The following is a 20793-nucleotide window of genomic DNA, read 5'->3' as shown; positions in this document are numbered from 1 at the left end:
CGATAGAGGAGGGAATAACATGCAGACCCCTGTTTCTGTCAATGAAAAGAAGGAATTTATCCGGTGGTTCTTAAACCATTATCAGTTAAAGCGAAGAGAGTGTGTTTGGATATTAAATTATTTAATGAGTCACGACTCTTTGATGGAAAAGGTTCATTTTGTAGAGCAAGCAGAATTTTGCCCAAGGGGAATTATTATGTCAACACACTGTGTGGATGAAGTTCCCTTTAGATTTTATAAAGAAAATATCATGACGACAGATGCAGAAAAATCATTTCATGATATTCGTTTGAATAAACAGCAAGATTTGTTTATTCAATTGAATTTCCGATCTGCATATCGTTCGCCGGAATATGCCGCTGTACTTGAAACAAATCCTCATATTCCTAAAGATCTATATGAAAATGAAAAAGATAAAGATCTTGCTGAGAAAGTGCTAGAGCATTCTATCGCTACTTTCCAAAAAGAACGGCTGATGAAAGAAATCGATGAAGCGCTTGACCGTCATGATCAAGAAACATTTAATAAGTTAGCAAAAGAATTAAGCCTATTATCATAAACCAAGCCAATAAGCCTTGCCCTATACAGGCAGGGCTTATGTGATGAAAGAGGGGAACTAGATGAAGTTTCAGGCGGAGGACGCGGATCTCTTTTTACAATCTAAAGATTACATTGATACCGCTATCATTCCATTAGTTGGGATAGATGCAAGCCATATCAAACAAACCGTGTCTTTAGGTGAGTTTACAATGCTTGTGGCAGAGGATCTTGAAAGGCAACTGAAAGGCAGAGTGTTTCTTTTTCCTCCACATACATATTTAGAAGTAAATCATCGTAAGCAAGAAGACATACTTGCAGTAAAACAATCATTGCAAGAACATTTTCAGCATGTTGTGTTTATCACATCTGATAACAAATGGAAAGAACAGCTAGAAGTGAGCGAATCGGCATTTATATTGCAGTCTGTTCCGCTTGAGCATTTAAAGGTCAATTTAAAGCAAAAAGTCATTCAAGACAGTGTAGAACAAATTTTGAACTTTTTGTTACAAAAATGGAACCCTTCATAAAAACCCTTACATTTGCATTGTACATAGCTTTTTAGGCTGTTGACCTTGTGAATAGATTGATATATTATGAGGGTGTCCTAGTTTTATGAAATTTTTTCTAATTCAGTTATAAAGTAGCTGACGACCTGAGGGGGGGAGAAAAAAATGAGCGAGAAGAGACATGGAGTGTCCAGGCGTCAATTTTTGAATTACACGTTGACCGGCGTGGGGGGATTTATGGCCGCTGGAATGCTCATGCCTATGGTTCGCTTTGCGCTTGACCCTGTGCTAAAAGGAACAGAGGATCAGGATATGGTTCAAGTTGTCAGTGTAGATGAACTGACAAAAGAACCGAAGCGCTTTGACTTTAAAATTGATCAAGTAGATGCATGGTATGAGTCAAAGGAATCTAGGTCTGCATGGGTGTACAAAGAAGGGGATGAAATTGTCGCTTTATCGCCAATCTGTAAACATTTGGGATGTACAGTGAACTGGAACAGTGATCCGAAAAATCCAAACAAATTTTTCTGCCCTTGCCATTATGGGCTGTACGACAAGGATGGTACAAACGTACCCGGAACTCCACCGCTTGCACCGCTTGATCATTATAAGCAGCAAGTGAAGGACGGATACCTCTATCTTGGAAAAGCTGTGCCGAAAGGGGAAGGGTAACGATGCTTAACAAGATTTACGATTGGGTAGATGAGCGGCTGGACATCACACCGATATGGAGAGACATTGCGGATCATGAAGTGCCTGAGCACGTCAATCCAGCACATCATTTCTCTGCTTTTGTGTATTGTTTTGGCGGTTTAACGTTTTTTGTGACGGTCATTCAAGTCCTTTCGGGCATGTTTTTAACGATGTATTATGTACCGGATATTAAAAATGCATGGGAATCTGTCTATTATTTGCAAAATGAAGTGGCATTTGGACAGATTGTAAGAGGGATGCACCACTGGGGTGCGAGTCTAGTCATTGTTATGATGTTTTTACATACGCTGAGGGTCTTTTTCCAAGGGGCGTATAAAAAGCCTAGAGAGCTAAACTGGATTGTCGGTGTGCTCATTTTCTTTGTGATGCTTGGACTTGGTTTTACAGGATATCTTTTACCGTGGGATATGAAGGCGCTATTTGCGACGAAGGTTGGTCTTCAAATTGCAGAGGCGACACCTTTCATTGGGAAAGAGATTAAAACGTTGCTTGCAGGTCATCCTGACATTGTAGGTGCACAAACGCTGACGAGATTTTTCGCTATCCATGTCTTTTTCTTGCCAGCGGCATTATTTGGGCTGATGGCTGCCCACTTTATTATGATTCGTAAGCAAGGAATTTCTGGACCGCTGTAAAATTTTGCGTTTGATGAATGTTCAATGAGGAGGGGATGACTTTGCATAGGGGAAAAGGGATGAAGTTTGTCGGAGATTCCAGAATACCGGCAGAAAGAAAACCTAACATACCTAAAGACTATTCCGAATATCCGGGAAAAACCGAAGCCTTTTGGCCGAACTTTCTTTTAAAGGAATGGCTTGTAGGTGCTGTTTTTTTAATTGGATTTCTTGTCCTAACTGTTGTTCATGCACCTCCGCTTGAGCGGATGGCTGATCCGACAGATACGGGCTATATTCCGCTGCCAGACTGGTATTTCCTATTTTTGTACCAGTTGTTAAAATATGAGTTTGCTGCAGGGAGCTATACGGTAGTTGGCGCAATGATTATGCCTGGAATTGCGTTTGGTGCTCTTTTACTCGCACCATTTCTTGATTCTGGTCCTGAACGCAGGCCATATCGAAGACCAATTGCAGTTGGGATGATGATTCTTGCAGTTGGTGCAGCAACCTATTTAACATGGGAATCTGTTGCTACTCATGACTGGGAAGCAGCTGCGAAGCAAGGTGAAATCAAGAAAGAAGCAGAGATTGATACCTCAGCTGAAGAGTATAAAATCTATCAAGAGCAGACATGTATCTCCTGTCACGGAGATAATATGCAAGGCGGGGCAGCTGGACCGTCACTTGTTGACAATGGTTTAGCACCAGAGGAAATTGCGAAAATCGCTGTAGAAGGTAAAGGCAACATGCCTAAGGGCATTTTTAAAGGCAGCGATGAAGAACTTGAAAAGCTCTCGAAATATTTATCTGAGGTCAAATCTAAATAATTCAGTTGTTTAAATGCAAGTACAAGGATATACTCAAAAGGAGAAAAAAGCTGGCGCTGTCAGCTTTTTTCTGATTTTAACAGATCGTGAGTGAAGAGAAATATGAGATGGATTCAATATTTGCTAGCCACACGCTACATGCTTGTGCTGGTGCTCATTGTCAACTTTCTTGGTACTGTGTACGGCTACTACTGGTATATCCCGCAGCTCGTTGAGACGCCGGCTATCTTTTTACCTTTTGTTCCAGACAGTCCGACGGCAAGCTTTTTCTTTTTATTTGTATTACTAGCCTTTCTAATGAAACGCCATGCTCCTTATTTTGAAGCACTGGCCCTTGTCACCTTGATCAAATATGGATTATGGGCTGTAGGGATGAATCTTTTCGTGCTCGTTTCTGTTGATGATTTTCCTTGGGAAGGATATATGCTAATTGGTTCGCACTTTGCGATGGCGGTACAGGCTGTGTTATTTGCGCCGTATTATCGTTTTCAAATGCGTCATTTGGTTGTAGCAGGCATATGGATTTTACATAATGATGTGATTGATTATGTATTTGGAATGATGCCGCGTTATTCTATGCTTTCTGCCTATTCAAATGAGATCGGCTACGTGACGTTTTGGTTAAGTATTGCCGTTCTTCTTGTTTCGTATTATCTTGTCATCTCGAAAAAATCGGTCAAGCTTGAACTCCCTTAACAATGTTGGTCTAACCTTGTCCTTTTCTTCATACGCTGTATGGAGAAAGGCTAGGAGGGACTTGCATGAAACGAAAGTCAATCGCGATGATTCTATTATTATTTCTTGTCTTGCATCCAGCTGCTGCAAAAGGTGAGGAAACAACAGCTGCTAAAGCGCTGCAAGAATTAACGGAACTATCAGATTCAATCTTTCAATTAACGAGACAAGCTAAATATGATGAGGCATTACAAGTTGCATTGTATGCTGAAAAGACATTTAAAGCTGAGAATTGGCGCGGAACTTTGACGAATACGCAGGTTCGGCAAATTACACTTGGCTATCAAGATATCATTAAAGGACTCCCGCAGGAAGACTTAAATGAGCGCGAAAAACTTCGGTATGCCTCTCAGTTTAGAATGCTTCTCGATGCGATACAATCAAATTCAGAACCTCTTTGGGGATCTCTCGAGAAGCCGATTATGGGGTCTTTTCCGACATTAAAGAAAGAAGTAAAAGATCCAGAATCGACGACGTTCTATGAAACTTGGAATGAGCTGGTTTCATTGTATGATATGATTTATCCGAGTTTAACCATTGATATCTCGCCTGAAAAGCTGCAAACGATTAAGCAGCACATGGAAGTAATTGAACAAGGTGAATTTTTAAAAGCATCGAGTGGGACAAAGCTTGAGCGTCTCACGAAACTCGAAGAGGATTTATCAAGTGTGTTTGCGAACGTTGATCAAGATGAAGCGGATCCATCGCTTTTATGGGTCATTTTAACAACAGGAAGTATGATTTTACTCACTTTAACGTATGTTGGGTTTAGGAAATACCGTGCTGAAAAAGAAAAAAAGCAAAAGAGACAAGCCGATTATCCAAAGTCATAAAAAAAGAAGCACCGTTATCGGGCTTCTTTTTTAATGGGGATTGAGCGGCTTTTTATGTTCATCTAATGTGAAGCCTTCACCAAGTACGTCATGCACGTCACTCACTGATACAAAGGCATGAGGATCGACGGAAGTTACGACGCTCTTGAGGTGGACAAGCTCATTTTTTGGAACGACGCAGTAAAGGACGTTGCGTTCCTGTTTCGTATAGGAGCCGACACCCTTTAAAATGGTCACTCCACGCTCCATTTCCTCTGTGATTTTCTTTTGAATGATGTCATCCTTTTCAGAAATAATCATCGCTCCTTTGGCAGCGTAAGCGCCTTCTTGCATGAAGTCGATGACTTTTGCAGCAACAAATACGGCAACAAGTGTATACATGGCTTCTTTGTAATTTAAATAGGTGAGAGAGATGGTAATGACGCACGCGTCGAAGATAAACATCGTTCTTCCCATTGCGACTTGATAATGTTTGTTGATCAATCTTGCAATAATGTCAACGCCGCCTGTTGTCCCGCCGAATTTAAAGATGATTCCGAGGCCTGTTCCGATAAACACACCTGCAAAAAGTGCGGCTAAGGCTAAATCGTGCTGAAGAGGCATATGTATTTGAAAGCGCTGGAAGATGGCTAGAAAGACAGAAAGACTGACGGTTCCGACAATTGTATATGTAAACATGGTTCTTCCAAGCATTTTCCAGCCGATAAAAAAGATCGGAATGTTTAACACAAGGTTTGAAATAGATGGATCAATGTGAAATAGAAAATATAAAAGCAGTGTGATACCTGTAAATCCGCCTTCCGCCAAGTTGTTCTGCATATTAAAATGAACAAGGCCGAAAGAAAAAATCGCAGATCCTATTAAAATAAATACGATATTTTTAAGACGAATTTCTTTTAGCAAAAGATCACTCCTTTTTTTGCTTAGACAGCGATAATATTATATGGTATGGAAGAGAAACAAGCAAACTGAGTTTTAAACATTTGTCAAATATTTATGATTTCGCTAACATGTAAGAGATGGATAGGAGGATGAGCTTCATGACGAATGAAAAAACGCTGCGTCACGTGCAGCAAGAAGTAGATGATTACATAGGACAATTTAAAGAAGGCTATTTCAGCCCGCTTGCCATGATGGCCCGTCTGACAGAAGAATTAGGTGAGCTGGCAAGAGAGGTTAACCATTACTATGGAGAAAAGCCGAAAAAAACAACTGAAACAGAAAAAAGCATGGAAGAAGAAATTGGCGATGTGCTGTTTGTGTTAACATGCCTTGCCAATTCACTCAATATATCACTTGAAGAAGCCCATGATCGTGTGATGCATAAATTCAATACAAGAGACAAAGATCGCTGGACGAAAAAAGAAGGGAAGTAGAGAAGATGACGAATCAAACCATCAAAGTCGTAATCGCTGGAGCAAGAGGAAGAATGGGGATAGAGGCTGTCAAGCTTGCAGAAGAAACAAGCCATTTTGAACTGGTAGCAGCACTTGATCACACACATGAGGGGAAAAAGCTATCTGATGTGCTTCATACAACATCTGATGCGCCCATTTATACGGATATTGACGTGTGTCTTTCAGAAACAGCACCGGATGTATTAATTGATTTGACGACCCCAGAAATCGGGAAAGTACATACAAAAAAAGCCCTTGAACATGGCGTACGTCCAGTCGTAGGCACAACAGGTTTTTCAGAAGACGACCTAAAAGAACTTCAGCAATTAACAGAAGAAAAAGGGATAGGCTGTATTATTGCGCCTAACTTTGCTGTTGGTGCTGTTTTAATGATGAAGTTTGCCAAAATGGCAGCAAATTATTTTCCTGATGTTGAAATCATTGAGCTTCATCATGATAAAAAATTGGACGCTCCGAGCGGTACAGGACTAAAAACAGCTGAAATGATCGCAGAAGTAAGAGAAAGCAAAAAGCAGGGGCACCCTGAAGAAAAAGAACTAATCGAAGGTGCACGAGGAGCAGATTATGATGGCATCCGCCTTCACAGCGTAAGACTTCCAGGCATGATTGCACATCAAGAAGTGCTGTTTGGAATGGACGGACAGACGCTCACGATCCGTCATGATTCTTATAACCGTGCATCCTTTATGTCAGGTGTGAAGCTTTCTGTTGAACAGGTGATGCATATTGATCAACTCGTTTATGGCTTAGAAAATATTATCGACTAATAAGGAGTGGATCCCTGATGAACATTGCTTTAATCGCTCACGATAAGAAAAAAAGTGACATGATTCAATTCGCCATTGCGTATCGAGATCTTTTGGCAGATCATACACTTTATGCAACAGGAACCACAGGTTTAAGAGTGAAAGAAGCGACTGGGCTTCCCGTTCATCGTTTCCAATCAGGACCACTTGGAGGGGATCAGCAGATTGGTGCCATGATTGCTGATAATGCAATGGATCTTGTGCTCTTTTTTAGAGACCCTCTCACTGCACAGCCGCATGAACCGGATGTATCTGCACTCATCCGGCTTTGCGATGTGTATGCCATCCCATTAGCAACCAATATGGGGACTGCCGAAATTTTAGTCAGGAATTTAAATAAAGGTACGTTTGATTTTCGAGATGTAGCAAAAAACGGAGGAACGCATGAAACCACTTGATATCCTTGCATTCGGTGCCCATAGTGATGATGTAGAGATCGGTATGGGTGGAACGATTGCAAAATACGTAAAAAAAGGGGCACGTGTTGGGATTTGTGACTTGACTCAGGCTGAATTATCTTCAAATGGAACGATTGACAGCCGAAAAGAAGAGGCCAGAGCAGCCGCTGCCATTTTAGGCGTCACGACTCGAATCCAGCTCACGCTGCCAGATAGAGGACTTTATCTGAATGACGAAGCGATAAAAGAAATTGCAGGTGTCATCCGAACATATAAACCAAAACTTATTTTTGCCCCGCACCACCAAGATCGACATCCTGATCATGGTCATGCGGGTTCACTTGTAGAAGAGGCCGCTTTTTCTGCAGGTATACATAAATTTGAAGATTCATACAAGCAGCCAGCGCATAAAATAAGCCAGATGTATTATTACATGATTAATGGCCACCATCGTCCAGATTTTGTGATCGATATCTCAGACGAGATGAACCAAAAAATTGATAGCTTACATGCGTATAAAAGCCAATTTGTCAAAACAGAGAGTTCAGTGGAGACACCGCTTGTAAATGGTTATATTGATTTTGTCAAAATGAGAGAGTCGATGTATGGAAGGGAAGTCAATAAACCTTTTGCAGAAGGGTTTCTGACAAAGAAGCCACTTTTGATGGACGATGACTTACTTGGGGGGTAATTATGAAAAAATTGAAGATCGGAATCACTTGTTATCCGAGTGTTGGCGGTTCGGGCATTATTGCCACAGAGCTTGGAAAACGTTTAGCTGAAAAAGGGCACGATGTTCATTTCATTACCTCAAGTATTCCGTTTAGACTCAATAAAGTGTATCCGAATATTTATTTTCATGAGGTGGATGTCAATCAATATGCTGTGTTTCAATATCCGCCTTATGACCTTGCACTGGCAAGTAAACTCGCAGAAGTGGCAAAACGAGAGAAGCTTGATATTATTCATGCGCATTATGCGGTCCCTCACGCCGTCTGTGCGTTCTTAGCTAAGCAAATGACTGGACAGTCTGTCAAAGTCGTCACCACGCTTCACGGGACGGATATTACGGTTTTAGGCTATGACCCATCTTTAAAGGAAGTCATCCGGTTTGCGATCGAATCATCTGACCGCGTAACGGCTGTATCACATTCATTAGCTGCGCAGACATACGATCTGATTAAACCGAATAAAAAAATTGATACGATCCATAATTTCGTCGATGAGCGCGTATATTTGCGTGAAGATCACGAAGTGCTGAAGACGCATTATGGTCTTCTGCAGGATGAGAAGGTCGTCATCCATGTATCAAATTTCCGTAAAGTGAAGCGGGTGCATGACGTGATCCATGTGTTTAAACAGATTTCTGAACAGGTGAATGCAAAACTGCTACTGATTGGGGACGGACCTGAAAAATCGGTTGTTTGCGAGCTTGTGAAAAAGCTTGGATTAACGGACCGCGTGCTATTTTTAGGCAAGCAAGAGAAGGTGGAGGAGCTCTATTCGATTAGTGATTTGAAGCTGCTGCTTTCTGAGAAAGAGAGTTTTGGTCTTGTACTACTTGAAGCAATGGCATGCGGAGTACCTTGTATAGGAACAGACGTTGGAGGAATTCCAGAGGTGATTGCACATGGAGAGACAGGATTCCTTGTTCCGCTTGGTGATGTAGATGGAGCAGCAAAACATGCCATCACTATTCTGAAAGACAATGCGCTCCATCAGCAAATATCGATGGCAGCCAAGTCTAGTGTGGAAGCCAATTTCTCTTCTGACAAAATTGTGAGAGAGTATGAAGAGCTTTACTTAGAATTGATCGAAGGTGATGTTGAAGATGAATGAACCATTCACACATGCGATCCCTATTTTACATACGCTGCACGAACATGGGTATCAAGCTTATTTTGTCGGCGGTGCGGTGAGAGATGTCCTTTTAGGCAGGGAAGTTGGGGATATCGATATTGCGACAGATGCCACACCTGATGTGGTGGAGTCTTTATTTGATAAAACAGTAGATGTCGGCAAAGAGCATGGCACTGTTATTGTGTTACTTGACGGGGTCAGCTATGAGGTCACTACGTTTCGGACTGAATCAGAATATGAAGACTTTCGCCGGCCTAAAGAAGTGGCGTTTATTTCATCATTAAAAGAAGATCTTTTAAGAAGAGATTTAACGATCAATGCAGTAGCCATGGATATCCATGGTGACATCATTGACCATGTAGGCGGCAAGCGGGATATTAAGCGGAGACGAATTCAAACGGTTGGAGATCCTGCTTGCCGCTTTCAAGAAGACGCGCTTCGGATGATGAGAGCGGTACGGTTTTTAAGCCAGCTCGGGTTTGAGCTTTCTAAAGAGACGGAAGAAGCAATGAAAAAAGATAAACATCTGCTTGCCAACATATCTGTTGAACGCAAAAAAATCGAAATGGAAAAACTTTTAAAAGGACGCTACTGTGAGCAAGCCATCAAGGTGCTCATCTCCACCAAATTGTATGAAGAATTGCCCGGTCTCAAAAAGGATCAGCTGAATGAAACGTTCCAAGCTTTCCCGTATTATTTATTGGATGGGTTAGATGAGGTGTGGGGAGCCTTTATCCATTTACTTGGTCTAGAAGAGGCGGAGGCGGTGTCCTTTTTAAAAGAATGGAAGTTATCAACGAAACTTTTAAAAGAAGCCGTTGTCATTAGCAAATATGTTGATTGTGACTGGGATGCGGAAAAAATGTTTGAAGCTGGTGAACATGTCCTGCTTTCTAGTATGAAAATCACGCAGCTCAAACATGAGCGTCGCATTTTCTTTGATGAGCTGGAGGCGGCGAAACGTTCATATGATGCGTTGCCGATTAAACAGCTTCAAGACCTTGCAGTGTCAGGAAAAGATTTGATGGCCTTTCGGCAAAAGCCAGCTGGTAAATGGATTGCAGAAGAGCTTGCTTCTGTGAAAAAAGCCGTTTTGCAAAACCAGCTTGAAAACCGAAAAGAAGCCATAGAGGAGTGGCTCATAGCGTGCGATCAGCGATTAGAAAACGATTAATTGAACTATTTACAGCATCTGAGCAAGATTTTGTCTCAAGCCAGCAAATATGTGATGAGCTTGGCTGCTCCCGAACGGCAGTATGGAAGCATATAGAGGATTTGCGAAAAGAGGGATATGAGGTCGAAGCGGTCAGAAGAAAAGGATACCGGCTGCTTCGTAAACCGGACAAAATTAGTGAAGACGAAATTCTGTTTGGTTTGGAAACAGAGCTGTTTGGCAGGCATATTTATTTTCAAGAAGAAGTCGCCTCAACTCAGCTCATTGCCCATGACCTCGTCAATAAAGGAGCCCCGCACGGCTCGCTTGTTGTCAGTGATCATCAGACAAACGGAAAAGGACGCCTTCAAAGAACGTGGCACTCACCAAATGGGACAGGCATATGGATGAGTTTGATTCTCCGGCCAGAAATACCGCTGCACAAAGCGCCGCAAATGACGCTTTTAGCATCTGTCGCGATCGCTGAAGCCATAGCGCAGCAAACGGGTCTCAGTCCATCGATCAAATGGCCAAACGATATTTTGCTAAACGGAAAAAAGGTCGTTGGTATTTTGACTGAATTAAAAGCAGAAGCTGACCAAGTTCACGCAGTCATTATTGGCCCAGGCATTAACGTGAATCAGACGGCAAATGATTTTCCTGAAGAATTAAAGGATGTTGCGACGAGTTTGCAAATGGAGCTGGGTGAAAAGGTAGACAGAGCGGCAATGATTCAAACCATCATGTCCACCTTTGAAAAAAGGTATGATGAATATATGACTTATGGTTTTGCTCCGATCAAACAATTATGGGAATCGTATGCGATGACCATTGGAAAGCGTATCATCGCACGCACCGTCAATGGACAATATGCTGGAACGGCGCTTGGGATTAACGATGAAGGCGTTCTCTTACTCGAAACGGAGGGCGGAATCCAAAACATCTACTCCGCTGACATTGAGATCAAGTCAACTTAAGTGGAACACCCGGCACATTTTTGATATACTTCGTGTGGGCAGTATCTGAAAAAGAACTGTACCTGTTAGGAAGAAAAATTCGATAAATTTCTGCCTTGATCCTAAGGGACTTGGACAGAGGGATGATTCGTCTGCACATGAGAGATAAAAGCGTGTGAGATCAGACAAGCCATCTCCTCTCCAGAATGAGGAGGAACAAATGAAGACAAAGTTAGATTTTTTCAAAATGAAAGAACAAAACGAACCTATCGTGATGCTGACAGCATACGACTATCCAGCTGCAAAGCAAGCGGAAAAAGCGGAAGTCGACATGATCTTAGTTGGTGACTCACTTGGGATGGTTGTCCTTGGACTTGATTCCACAGTGCAAGTGACGATGGATGATATGATTCATCACACAAAAGCAGTGAAAAGAGGCGCAAAAGACACATTTGTTGTGACGGATATGCCATTTATGTCTTATCATTATTCATTAGAAGAAACGATGAAAAATGCAGCACGCATTATGCAAGAAAGCGGTGCTGATGCATTAAAGCTTGAAGGTGGAGACGGAGTATTTGAATCCATTCAAGCACTTACAAGAGGCGGCATTCCTGTTGTAAGCCATTTAGGCCTCACCCCTCAATCAGTCGGTGTCCTTGGCGGCTATAAAGTGCAAGGAAAAGACAAAGAGAGTGCACAGAAATTGATTGAAGATAGTCTGAAATGTGAGGAAGCAGGTGCCATCGCCCTTGTGTTAGAGTGTGTACCTGGTGAACTGACAAAACGGATTACTGACATGCTAAAGGTTCCTGTGATCGGAATTGGGGCAGGGGCTGAAGCAGATGGACAAGTTCTCGTTTACCATGATGTGGTAGGGTACGGCGTGTCTAGAACACCTAAATTTGTGAAACAATACGCGCAAATCGATGCTGTATTAGAAGAAGCGCTCATACAATATACAAAAGAAGTAAAAGCACGCACATTCCCAGAGGATGCTCATACCTTTCATATGAAAGAAGAAGTCCTTGATGGTTTATATGGGGGGATCAAGGAATGAAGGTTGTCTCCCATATTCATGAATTAAAAGAAATGATCAAGCAGCATCAAAAGAAGCAGCATTCCATTGGATTTGTCCCTACAATGGGTTTCCTTCATGAAGGACATCTTACGCTTGCAAAAGAAGCAAGAGATCAAAATGACATTGTGGTGATGAGCATCTTTGTCAATCCATTGCAATTTGGACCGAATGAAGACTTTGAATCCTATCCAAGAGATATGAAAAGAGACCAGCGTCTTGCCGAAGAAACTGGAGTAGATATATTATTTACACCTGGTGTGAAGGAAATGTACAAAGACGAGCCATCGGTTACGATGACTGTTCAAAAGCGTACAGACGTCTTATGCGGGAAGAAACGCCCAGGACACTTCGACGGCGTTGTCACGGTGCTGACAAAGCTGTTTCACCTTGTCGCACCAACCAATGTATACTTTGGGCTAAAGGATGCACAGCAAGTCGCTGTTATCGATGCGATGATCAAGGATTTCTTTTTTGATCTTCACCTTGTGTCTGTTCCTACTGTTCGAGAAGAAGACGGTTTAGCGAAAAGTTCAAGGAACGTGTATTTGTCTGAAACAGAAAGGCAAGAAGCACCTGCTTTATATCGGGCATTAAAAAAAGGACAGACAGCTGTAGAAAATGGTGAACATGATGTAAATCGTATTTATCAATTAGTGGAAGAGGAGATTCTTCAAACGAGTGGAGAAATCGATTATATTGACATTTACTCCTACCCAGAGCTTGAACCTCTTCAGCACTTAACGGGCCAAGTGATCATTGCCACTGCTGTGAAGTTCTCCCGGGCAAGACTGATTGATAATGTGATTTTCCATGTTCCTGAAAGCGGTGAAAAGCATGTATAGAACTTTTATGACCTCGAAACTTCATAAAGCGACAGTGACTGAAGCAAACTTACACTATGTAGGCAGTATTACCATCGACGAAGATTTGCTTGATGCGGCAGGCATGATGGCAAATGAGAAAGTGCAAATTGTCAATAATCACAATGGTGCTAGACTTGAAACATATATCATCCCTGGAGAAAGAAAGAGCGGTGTCATTTGTTTAAATGGTGCGGCAGCAAGATTGGTTCAGCCAGGAGATGAAGTCATTATTATCGCTTATGGGATGTTGTCAGAGGAAGAAGCGAAATCGCACACACCTAAAGTGGTCGTGTTAAATAAACAAAATCAAATTGAACAAATGATTGGGCAAGAGCCTGCGAGAACGATTTTATAACGCACGCTCACATGGAAACAGAACAGTTTCATCATAAGGAAGCTGTTCTGTTTCAGCTATATTGCCCAGAGTGTGTTTCACTATGAGTGGAACGAGGAATTGAGGTGTCCATTTTATGACCGATCAAAGGTTTGTTGTCGTTGATATTGAAACCACCGGGAATTCACCAAAAAAAGGTGATAAAATCATTCAAATTGCTGCGGTGGTCATTGAAAATGGACAAATTGTCGAACGGTATTCAAAATATGTGAACCCAGGGAAAACGATTCCTGGATTTATTGAACAGCTGACAGGAATTAAACAGCACATGGTTGATGACGCGGTGTTTTTTGAGGACATTGCCCAAGAGGTGTATGATCTCATACAGGGCGCTTATTTTGTTGCGCACAATGTTCATTTTGATTTGAACTTTTTAAACGATGAACTAAAAGCATGCGGGAAAAATGAGCTGGATGTGCTAGCGATTGATACGGTTGAAATTTCTAGAATTCTTTATCCTGAGCTTGAAGGTTATAAGTTAACTGAATTAAGCGAAGAGCTCATGCTTCCACATGACCACCCGCACAGGGCGGATAGTGATGCGGAAGTTACTGCTATGTTATTTTTAACCTTATTACATCAATTAAGGAATACACCGCCAAATGTGTTAAAACAGCTGCGCAGATTATCCTCTTATCTTCTAAGTGATATAGGACTTTTAATTAAGCAGCTTGAAACCAATCACACGAGTCAGGATGATTCGCTTGTAGAAGTAGGATCTTTTGCTGTGAAAGATGTGACCAATCCTATCACTGAATCGACATATGCAGTAGGCGGTGACGACGAGCAACTGTTTGAAGAGATAAAAGAGAAGCTTCCTCAAACATTAGAAGGCTATGAAGTAAGAGAAGGCCAGCTCACGATGATGAACAAAGTAAGAGATGCGTTCAATGAAAGAGCTTATGCGTTAATTGAAGCGGCGCCAGGAATCGGGAAAACACTCGCTTATCTTATACCAGCTGCTTTAGAAGCAAAGAAATCAGGAAAACCTGTCATTATCAGTACATATTCTATTTTACTGCAGCAGCAAATGCTTCAGCGCGATGTTCCGCTACTCAAGCAATTGCTCCCATTTGAGCCAGCCGCCTGTGTGTTTAAAGGGCGTGCACATTATATTTGTTTAGATAAGTTTGAGCATGTCCTGCATGAGGAAGATGATAACTATGATGTTGTCTTAACAAAAGCGCAAATTTTAATGTGGCTTCTTGTCACTGAAACAGGTGATTTGTCTGAACTGAATTTACCGTCAGGAGCTGCAAATATAAAAGACCGTATCTCTTGTGTGCACATGCCATTTACATCGAAAAAACGCCGTTTTAAAGAACATTGTTTTTATGAACGGGCTAAACGAAAGGCTCAAACAGCTGATTTAATTTTGACGAATCACCGTCTGCTTTTATCTCAAACAGAAGGAGCTTCTATCTTTCAGCATGCAGATGTCTATGTGATTGATGAGGCCCACCAATTTGAAAAAACAGCCAATGAAACGCTAGGTGACAGTGCGTCTTATATCCAGCTTCATGCGAAATTAACCCAGCTTGGCTCTTTGCATGGCGGGCTGCTTAAGAAATTGAAAAAGAGATTTCATGGGGCAGGTTTATCAACTGACACCTTTATTGAAATGGACGAGTATCTTCAGCAGCTTCAGGTGGAAAGTGACGCATTTTTTAGTACCGTTCATTCTTTTGTCAAAAGGACAAAACCAAAAGCGGACATCAATCGTCTCATTCATAGAGTCCGTCATCATTCAAAACATGCTCAGTGGGTCCGAATTAAAGAATCAGCGAGTAAGCTTTGTTCGTTATTGATTGCTTGTGAGAAACTGTATGAGCAGCAAAAAAATGAGTTGCTTCACAAAAGTGATCAGTTCATAGAGCAGTTTGCATTTGAAGCAGAAGAATACGATCAAGTGATGTCATTTATGCAGACATTCTGCAGTACGCTGTACCGGTTTATCTTTGAACCAAACAATGATGAAACCGTTTGGATTGAGATTGATGCAAAGGGTGCCAAGAATGCTGTCTTTATGCACGCGCAGCCGCTAGATACAGGGGAGTTGCTAGCTGATCGGTTCTTCATGAACAAAAAAAGCGTTGTCCTCACATCAGGGACGCTTACCATCAATCAACGCTTTGATTATTGCTTGGAACGTTTTGGCCTGCAAGATTTTTACCCACACCTTGTCCAAATTGATTCACCTTTTGAACTTGAAAAACAGCTTAAGGTCGTTGTACCTGCTGACATGCCGCCGATCACAAACCGTGATGAACGCGAATATGTGAAGCAAGCTGCAACATATATTAAGATCATGGAAAAGCAGGATCAAGCGAAAATATTGGTGTTATTTAATTCACATGAGATGTTAAAAGCAGTGTATGAAGAGCTGAAATCAGAAGGTATGCAATCGGCATTGTTTGCTCAAGGTTTGACAGGCGGGAGCCCTGTAAAATTGACAAAAATGTTCAAATTGGCTAAGCAGGCCATCTTGCTAGGAACAGGGAGTTTCTGGGAAGGTGTGGATTTTCCTGGCTCAGAGCTAACGACCGTCATTATGGCAAGGCTTCCTTTCCGACCACCCGATTCACCGCTCATTGAAGCAAAATGTGAAGCTGCAAAAAAACAGGGGAAGAATCCCTTTAAAGCCGTCGCTCTCCCGGAAGCTGTGTTAACTTTTAAGCAAGGAGCAGGCCGCTTGCTGCGCTCGGAAAAAGACATCGGAACATTGCTGATTTTAGACCGCCGAGTGAAAACCGCTTCGTATGGAAAACTATTTTTAGAATCACTTCATCATGCGCCAGTTCACGAGATGTCCAAAGAGTCGCTTGAGGCGTATATAGAAAAGCTTAACAACGAAAAGCCGCTGTCATAAGCGGCCTTTCACTGGTGTGGGTTTGGAGTTAATTTATCGTAACGGCTTTTTATGTTCCGTTGTAAAAATAGTATCGGTTCTCACATTGAAAAGTATGACTAACAATATTTACGTACCGAGGAGGAATTAGAAGTGGAAAGTAAAATAGAGGTACTTTCAACTGTTCAAATTAAGCATTCAGAAGACCTATACAAAATCGTCGATTTGCTGAACAGAACGCTTAAAAGGGAAGATCTTATGTTTGGATTAGCATTAGATCAAGAAGATCAAAATCAAGCGATATTTACCATATATCGCACATAGGGGAAGCTTGACATGAAAAAAATAGTTTGGATTATTTCATCCGTTGCTGCGCTCGTTTTACTCATTGGCATCATTAGCTTTTCGTGGATTTATCAAATTGCCATGGGACAAAAAGAAGAAGGTCATGAGGCAGCGATTGAACGAGCAAAAAAGCAAGCATCAATAGAACAAGTAGAGCAAGTGGATACCTTTGTTGGGAAAGAAAAGCAATTTATTGTGGAAGGTAAAAACAAACAAAACGAAGCGATCTATGTGTGGGTACCTGCCAGCAAAAAAGAAAAAGTCATTGCTAAAAAAGCAAAAGAAGGCATTACTTCAAACCAAGCAGTACAAGCCGTTCAAAAGGAGAACACCATTTCTAAGCTAAAAAATGTTCAATTAGCACGAGAAGGTGACGTCCTCCTTTGGGAAGTAACGTACTTAAATGAGAACAACCAATATAGTTTCAGCTATGTTGATTTTACGACAGGACGAGTGGAAAAAAATTTAACACCGTAGTTTCTTCTGTCTTGCGTTGACCATGCTGATTTAGAACGGTTATAATAAAATGTATGAAAAAAGAATCACACCTATTTAACAAGGTGAGTTTCTTTCTGGCTTTGGAGGGAAATATGTTGAAAACAACTATTAATCAAGTGTTCAAACACGTCGATGAAGAAGTAACAATCGGCGCATGGATTGCCAATAAACGTTCAAGCGGGAAAATTGCATTCTTGCAGCTTCGCGACGGGACAGGCTTTATTCAAGGAGTCGTTGTAAAAGCAGAGGTGGAAGAGGAAGTCTTTAAGCTTGCGAAATCAGTGACACAAGAGACATCGGTCTATGTCACAGGACAAGTAACAAAAGACGAACGTTCACCACTTGGTTTTGAATTACAAGTGAAATCCATTGAAGTGATTCACGAAGCAACAGATTACCCAATTACACCAAAAGAACATGGAACAGAATTCTTAATGGATCACCGTCATTTATGGCTGCGTTCTAAAAAACAGCATGCCATTATGAAAATCCGTAATGAAATTATTCGTGCTACATATGAGTTTTTCCATCAAGAAGGCTTCGTGAAAGTGGATCCGCCAATCTTAACAGGAAGTGCTCCTGAAGGAACAACAGAGCTGTTTGCTACTAAATATTTTGATGAAGATGCGTACCTTTCTCAAAGTGGACAGCTTTACATGGAAGCTGCTGCGATGGCACTCGGAAAAGTATTCTCATTCGGTCCAACATTTAGAGCAGAAAAATCGAAAACAAAACGTCATTTAATCGAGTTCTGGATGATCGAGCCTGAGATGGCATTTGTTGAATTTAATGAAAACCTTGAGTACCAAGAAAATTATGTGTCTCACGTTGTTCAAAGTGTACTTGAAAATTGTAAAGTAGAACTGCACACACTTGGCCGTGATACAGCAAAATTAGAAAACATCAAAGCACCATTCCCGCGCATCACATATGATGAAGCGATTAAATTCTTGCAGGATAAAGGATTTGATGACATTGAATGGGGAGATGACTTCGGTGCGCCGCATGAAACAGCGATCGCCGAAAGCTATGATAAACCAGTCTTTATCACTCATTACCCAACCTCATTAAAACCATTTTATATGCAGCCTGCACCAGACCGTGATGATGTCGTCCTTTGTGCAGATTTAATTGCGCCAGAAGGCTATGGAGAGATTATCGGTGGTTCTGAACGTGTTCATGATTTAGATCTGCTTGAAGCAAGACTAAAAGAACATGGGTTAGATCAAGAAACGTACAAATGGTACACAGAATTAAGACAGTATGGTTCTGTACCACATTCAGGTTTTGGTCTTGGACTTGAACGAACAGTTGCTTGGATTAGCGGAGCGCCGCATGTGCGTGAAACAATTCCATTCCCAAGATTATTAAACCGTTTATATCCTTAAGACGTGAAAGCCTCCAACATATGGAGGCTTTTTCAAACGTCTTAAGGACAGCACGTATGAGAAAACGTGATATACTGAAAGTGAAGAGGTGTATCCGATGAAAAGGCAGCAATTTATAGATATGCAGAAAATGGGTTCGACCAGTTTGCCTAATTTGCTGATTGCCCATTATGAGCAATTAGGACTGAATGAATCACAAATGATGGTCATGTTAAAGATTAAAATGAATGAAGAACAAGGCGTCTTTTTTCAGACATTTGAAGAGCTTTCACATGGTATGACCATTTCGGCCGAAGAATGTGCTTATATGGTGCAGTATTTGATTCAAAAAGGGTTTATTTCGATCCAGCCGTTTGAAGACAGGTCTGGTATTCAGCATGACCGGTACTCGGTAGAACCCTTATGGGGTGTGCTGTATGACTTTTTAGAAGCAAAACAGGCGAAAGACCTGCAAAAGAATCATGTGCAGGCTGAAAAATCTTTATATGCGCTATTTGAAGATGAGTTTGGCAGACCACTTTCTCCTCTTGAAGGGGAAACACTCTCGATCTGGATGGACCAAGACCATCATGATGCTGAGATGATTCGTCTTGCTCTAAGAGAAGCCGTTTTATCAGGAAAATTAAATTTTCGCTATATCGATCGAATATTGTTTGAGTGGAAAAAGAAAGGGCTGAAAACAGCGGAAGAAGCGAAAGAGCATAGCCAGCATTTCCGTTCGCAGCAAAAAGCCCCACCTTCAAAAGAAGAAACATCTTCATATAAAAGACAAGTTCCTTTTTATAATTGGCTGGAACAATAACCAATAAAGGAGAAGGCATGTTATCAAAAAAACAAATCAATGAATGTTTAGATATTATAGGAGATATGTTTCCAGAGGCTGAGTGTGAGCTTGTTCATTCCAATCCATTTGAACTAGTGATTGCTGTCGCACTCTCAGCGCAATGTACAGATGTTCTAGTGAACAAAGTGACCAAACATCTATTTCAAAAATATAAAACACCAGAAGACTATTTAAGTGTGCCGCTTGAAGAGTTGCAGCAGGATATTCGTTCGATCGGTCTTTATCGTAATAAGGCAAAAAACATTCAAAAATTAAGCCAAATGCTGATTGAAGATTATGGCGGTGAAGTGCCAAGAGATCGAGATGAGCTAATCAAGCTCCCAGGGGTTGGACGGAAAACAGCAAATGTCGTTGTGTCTGTCGCTTTTGGAATTCCCGCCATTGCAGTAGATACACATGTCGAGCGCGTAAGCAAACGACTTGGGATTTGCCGCTGGAAGGATTCTGTTCTTGAGGTAGAGCAAACCTTAATGAAGAAGGTGCCAAAAGAGGATTGGTCCGTGACCCATCATCGTCTCATCTTTTTCGGCAGATATCACTGTAAGGCGCAGCGGCCACAGTGTGAATCTTGTCCACTTCTTGATATGTGCAGAGAAGGGCAGAAGAGGCTGAAAAAAGGGCTGGTGAAGCTGGCATGAGCGGAGCAGCTGTTTTCACCTCATATGTCGAAAAGCTAAAAGAGAAAAAGGTAGAGATAAGCGGCGAAAAAAAGGATATATTAAGAATCAATCCACTCGCATTTGATCTATCTTCAGAACCTTTACTAGATGAGCAACCGTGGCAGAAAACGGAAGAATTTGTTCCTTTGATGTTTGATCTGTGGAATGAATTAAAAGACAACATGCTTCCTCGCTTTCAAACGAGAAAATCTCGGTGTGAAGAGGATGATATGCTGCAAGGCATTGTCAGTATGATTGCAATGTTTTACTGGATCAAAGGAGAGAAGCTTCAAACCGTTGATTGGGAGGAAATCAAACAACAGACGTTTCCAGTAGCCCCCATTAACTGGACAGAACGATTAGAGTTTATTTTACTTAAACCTACTCAATATCATTGCTTTATTCAATTGGACGAGTTATACACAGAGCTCAAAAAGCAGTATGGAAAATACGAAGCACTCAGAAAGTTAAAACAAAATCGTTAAAAAAGCACTTGCCACATAGGGCAAG

General features: G+C 41.5%; 25 protein-coding genes. 24 read left to right on the top strand and 1 reads right to left on the bottom strand.

Annotated elements, in window-relative coordinates; translation table 11 throughout:
- The first annotated feature begins 19 nt into the window (after positions 1 to 19).
- The 7 genes from NSQ11_RS10480 to ypjB all read left to right on the top strand — a co-directional run bounded on the left by NSQ11_RS10480 (position 20) and on the right by ypjB (position 4772).
- Positions 20 to 559, top strand: coding sequence for a ReoY family proteolytic degradation factor (locus NSQ11_RS10480; RefSeq protein WP_008344562.1), 540 nt, complete (start codon positions 20 to 22; stop codon positions 557 to 559).
- A gap of 61 nt (positions 560 to 620) precedes the next feature.
- Positions 621 to 1067, top strand: a complete 447-nt coding sequence (locus NSQ11_RS10475; protein ID WP_007500913.1) for a YpiF family protein — start codon at positions 621 to 623, stop codon at positions 1065 to 1067.
- A gap of 144 nt (positions 1068 to 1211) precedes the next feature.
- The gene (locus tag NSQ11_RS10470; protein WP_007500911.1) at positions 1212 to 1718 is read left to right on the top strand and encodes a ubiquinol-cytochrome c reductase iron-sulfur subunit; all 507 of its coding nucleotides are present in this window, start codon (positions 1212 to 1214) and stop codon (positions 1716 to 1718) included.
- 2 nt (positions 1719 to 1720) lie between these two features.
- Positions 1721 to 2395, top strand: coding sequence for a menaquinol-cytochrome c reductase cytochrome b subunit (gene qcrB, locus NSQ11_RS10465; protein WP_003215804.1), 675 nt, complete (start codon positions 1721 to 1723; stop codon positions 2393 to 2395).
- Between the two features lie 41 nt (positions 2396 to 2436).
- On the top strand, positions 2437 to 3204 hold the full coding sequence (locus NSQ11_RS10460; RefSeq protein ID WP_008344567.1) for a menaquinol-cytochrome c reductase cytochrome b/c subunit: 768 nt from the start codon (positions 2437 to 2439) through the stop codon (positions 3202 to 3204).
- Between the two features lie 102 nt (positions 3205 to 3306).
- Positions 3307 to 3900, top strand: a complete 594-nt coding sequence (locus NSQ11_RS10455) for a DUF1405 domain-containing protein (RefSeq protein WP_017359746.1) — start codon at positions 3307 to 3309, stop codon at positions 3898 to 3900.
- Between the two features lie 65 nt (positions 3901 to 3965).
- The gene (gene ypjB / locus NSQ11_RS10450; RefSeq protein WP_008344572.1) at positions 3966 to 4772 is read left to right on the top strand and encodes a sporulation protein YpjB; all 807 of its coding nucleotides are present in this window, start codon (positions 3966 to 3968) and stop codon (positions 4770 to 4772) included.
- A 30-nt stretch (positions 4773 to 4802) separates the two neighbouring features.
- On the opposite strand, the gene NSQ11_RS10445 is transcribed toward ypjB, so the two are convergent.
- Positions 4803 to 5675, bottom strand: coding sequence for a YitT family protein (locus tag NSQ11_RS10445; RefSeq protein WP_003215598.1), 873 nt, complete (start codon positions 5673 to 5675; stop codon positions 4803 to 4805).
- A 137-nt stretch (positions 5676 to 5812) separates the two neighbouring features.
- Between NSQ11_RS10445 and NSQ11_RS10440 the strand changes: the two genes are divergently transcribed.
- From NSQ11_RS10440 to NSQ11_RS10360, 17 genes are all read left to right on the top strand, one after another.
- Positions 5813 to 6148, top strand: a complete 336-nt coding sequence (locus NSQ11_RS10440; RefSeq protein WP_008344575.1) for a nucleotide pyrophosphohydrolase — start codon at positions 5813 to 5815, stop codon at positions 6146 to 6148.
- 5 nt (positions 6149 to 6153) lie between these two features.
- Positions 6154 to 6957 carry a 4-hydroxy-tetrahydrodipicolinate reductase gene (dapB, locus tag NSQ11_RS10435; protein ID WP_017359745.1) on the top strand — a complete coding sequence of 268 codons (804 nt, stop codon included), beginning with the start codon at positions 6154 to 6156 and terminating at the stop codon, positions 6955 to 6957.
- A 17-nt stretch (positions 6958 to 6974) separates the two neighbouring features.
- Entirely contained in the window at positions 6975 to 7394 is a 420-nt protein-coding gene (gene mgsA / locus NSQ11_RS10430; protein WP_008344580.1) for a methylglyoxal synthase, read from the top strand.
- Positions 7381 to 8085 (top strand): bacillithiol biosynthesis deacetylase BshB1, encoded by a 705-nt coding sequence (gene bshB1 / locus NSQ11_RS10425; RefSeq protein WP_017367496.1) that lies wholly within the window; start codon positions 7381 to 7383, stop codon positions 8083 to 8085. The genes mgsA and bshB1 overlap by 14 nt, the downstream gene beginning before the upstream one ends.
- A 2-nt stretch (positions 8086 to 8087) precedes the next feature.
- Complete coding sequence (bshA, locus tag NSQ11_RS10420) at positions 8088 to 9233, top strand: N-acetyl-alpha-D-glucosaminyl L-malate synthase BshA (protein WP_008344584.1); 1146 nt, start codon at positions 8088 to 8090, stop codon at positions 9231 to 9233.
- Positions 9226 to 10428 (top strand): CCA tRNA nucleotidyltransferase, encoded by a 1203-nt coding sequence (locus NSQ11_RS10415; protein WP_342501103.1) that lies wholly within the window; start codon positions 9226 to 9228, stop codon positions 10426 to 10428. The genes bshA and NSQ11_RS10415 overlap by 8 nt, the downstream gene beginning before the upstream one ends.
- On the top strand, positions 10401 to 11384 hold the full coding sequence (locus NSQ11_RS10410; RefSeq protein ID WP_254505563.1) for a biotin--[acetyl-CoA-carboxylase] ligase: 984 nt from the start codon (positions 10401 to 10403) through the stop codon (positions 11382 to 11384). Before NSQ11_RS10415 ends, NSQ11_RS10410 begins: the two co-directional genes overlap by 28 nt.
- Before the next feature lie 199 nt (positions 11385 to 11583).
- Positions 11584 to 12423 (top strand): 3-methyl-2-oxobutanoate hydroxymethyltransferase, encoded by an 840-nt coding sequence (gene panB, locus NSQ11_RS10405; RefSeq protein ID WP_342501102.1) that lies wholly within the window; start codon positions 11584 to 11586, stop codon positions 12421 to 12423.
- Positions 12420 to 13286, top strand: coding sequence for a pantoate--beta-alanine ligase (gene panC, locus NSQ11_RS10400; RefSeq protein ID WP_046527069.1), 867 nt, complete (start codon positions 12420 to 12422; stop codon positions 13284 to 13286). The genes panB and panC overlap by 4 nt, the downstream gene beginning before the upstream one ends.
- Positions 13279 to 13662: an aspartate 1-decarboxylase gene (panD, locus tag NSQ11_RS10395; protein WP_017359738.1), complete on the top strand. Its 384-nt coding sequence runs from the start codon at positions 13279 to 13281 to the stop codon at positions 13660 to 13662. The genes panC and panD overlap by 8 nt, the downstream gene beginning before the upstream one ends.
- A 115-nt stretch (positions 13663 to 13777) precedes the next feature.
- Complete coding sequence (dinG, locus tag NSQ11_RS10390) at positions 13778 to 16570, top strand: ATP-dependent DNA helicase DinG (protein ID WP_046527068.1); 2793 nt, start codon at positions 13778 to 13780, stop codon at positions 16568 to 16570.
- A 132-nt stretch (positions 16571 to 16702) separates the two neighbouring features.
- Positions 16703 to 16873 carry a YpmA family protein gene (locus tag NSQ11_RS10385; protein ID WP_008344594.1) on the top strand — a complete coding sequence of 57 codons (171 nt, stop codon included), beginning with the start codon at positions 16703 to 16705 and terminating at the stop codon, positions 16871 to 16873.
- A 12-nt stretch (positions 16874 to 16885) separates the two neighbouring features.
- Positions 16886 to 17371 (top strand): cell wall elongation/penicillin-binding protein regulator TseB, encoded by a 486-nt coding sequence (gene tseB, locus NSQ11_RS10380; RefSeq protein ID WP_035391675.1) that lies wholly within the window; start codon positions 16886 to 16888, stop codon positions 17369 to 17371.
- Positions 17372 to 17487: 116 nt separating this feature from the next.
- On the top strand, positions 17488 to 18780 hold the full coding sequence (gene asnS / locus NSQ11_RS10375) for an asparagine--tRNA ligase (RefSeq protein ID WP_024718525.1): 1293 nt from the start codon (positions 17488 to 17490) through the stop codon (positions 18778 to 18780).
- 97 nt (positions 18781 to 18877) lie between these two features.
- The gene (locus NSQ11_RS10370) at positions 18878 to 19582 is read left to right on the top strand and encodes a DnaD domain-containing protein (RefSeq protein ID WP_007500879.1); all 705 of its coding nucleotides are present in this window, start codon (positions 18878 to 18880) and stop codon (positions 19580 to 19582) included.
- Positions 19583 to 19599: 17 nt separating this feature from the next.
- Positions 19600 to 20262 (top strand): endonuclease III, encoded by a 663-nt coding sequence (nth, locus tag NSQ11_RS10365; protein ID WP_008344602.1) that lies wholly within the window; start codon positions 19600 to 19602, stop codon positions 20260 to 20262.
- On the top strand, positions 20259 to 20768 hold the full coding sequence (locus NSQ11_RS10360; protein ID WP_019744018.1) for a YpoC family protein: 510 nt from the start codon (positions 20259 to 20261) through the stop codon (positions 20766 to 20768). The genes nth and NSQ11_RS10360 overlap by 4 nt, the downstream gene beginning before the upstream one ends.
- The last annotated feature ends 25 nt before the right edge of the window (positions 20769 to 20793 follow it).

This window comes from Bacillus sp. FSL W7-1582 (assembly GCF_038593325.1).
Classification (GTDB): Bacteria; Bacillota; Bacilli; order Bacillales; family Bacillaceae; genus Bacillus; species Bacillus altitudinis.
Note: the sequence above shows the minus strand (reverse complement) of the source record. Positions and strands in the feature narration are given on the sequence as shown.

Bases quoted from the DNA above. Each gene is read 5' to 3' on its own strand.
- NSQ11_RS10480 (WP_008344562.1), top strand. From the start codon at position 20: ATGCAGACCCCTGTTTCTGTCAATGAAAAGAAGGAATTTATCCGGTGG.
- NSQ11_RS10475 (WP_007500913.1), top strand. From the start codon at position 621: ATGAAGTTTCAGGCGGAGGACGCGGATCTCTTTTTACAATCTAAAGAT.
- NSQ11_RS10470 (WP_007500911.1), top strand. From the start codon at position 1,212: ATGAGCGAGAAGAGACATGGAGTGTCCAGGCGTCAATTTTTGAATTAC.
- qcrB (WP_003215804.1), top strand. From the start codon at position 1,721: ATGCTTAACAAGATTTACGATTGGGTAGATGAGCGGCTGGACATCACA.
- NSQ11_RS10455 (WP_017359746.1), top strand. From the start codon at position 3,307: ATGAGATGGATTCAATATTTGCTAGCCACACGCTACATGCTTGTGCTG.
- ypjB (WP_008344572.1), top strand. From the start codon at position 3,966: ATGAAACGAAAGTCAATCGCGATGATTCTATTATTATTTCTTGTCTTG.
- NSQ11_RS10440 (WP_008344575.1), top strand. From the start codon at position 5,813: ATGACGAATGAAAAAACGCTGCGTCACGTGCAGCAAGAAGTAGATGAT.
- dapB (WP_017359745.1), top strand. From the start codon at position 6,154: ATGACGAATCAAACCATCAAAGTCGTAATCGCTGGAGCAAGAGGAAGA.
- mgsA (WP_008344580.1), top strand. From the start codon at position 6,975: ATGAACATTGCTTTAATCGCTCACGATAAGAAAAAAAGTGACATGATT.
- bshB1 (WP_017367496.1), top strand. From the start codon at position 7,381: ATGAAACCACTTGATATCCTTGCATTCGGTGCCCATAGTGATGATGTA.
- bshA (WP_008344584.1), top strand. From the start codon at position 8,088: ATGAAAAAATTGAAGATCGGAATCACTTGTTATCCGAGTGTTGGCGGT.
- NSQ11_RS10415 (WP_342501103.1), top strand. From the start codon at position 9,226: ATGAATGAACCATTCACACATGCGATCCCTATTTTACATACGCTGCAC.
- panB (WP_342501102.1), top strand. From the start codon at position 11,584: ATGAAGACAAAGTTAGATTTTTTCAAAATGAAAGAACAAAACGAACCT.
- panC (WP_046527069.1), top strand. From the start codon at position 12,420: ATGAAGGTTGTCTCCCATATTCATGAATTAAAAGAAATGATCAAGCAG.
- panD (WP_017359738.1), top strand. From the start codon at position 13,279: ATGTATAGAACTTTTATGACCTCGAAACTTCATAAAGCGACAGTGACT.
- dinG (WP_046527068.1), top strand. From the start codon at position 13,778: ATGACCGATCAAAGGTTTGTTGTCGTTGATATTGAAACCACCGGGAAT.
- tseB (WP_035391675.1), top strand. From the start codon at position 16,886: ATGAAAAAAATAGTTTGGATTATTTCATCCGTTGCTGCGCTCGTTTTA.
- NSQ11_RS10370 (WP_007500879.1), top strand. From the start codon at position 18,878: ATGAAAAGGCAGCAATTTATAGATATGCAGAAAATGGGTTCGACCAGT.
- nth (WP_008344602.1), top strand. From the start codon at position 19,600: ATGTTATCAAAAAAACAAATCAATGAATGTTTAGATATTATAGGAGAT.
- NSQ11_RS10360 (WP_019744018.1), top strand. From the start codon at position 20,259: ATGAGCGGAGCAGCTGTTTTCACCTCATATGTCGAAAAGCTAAAAGAG.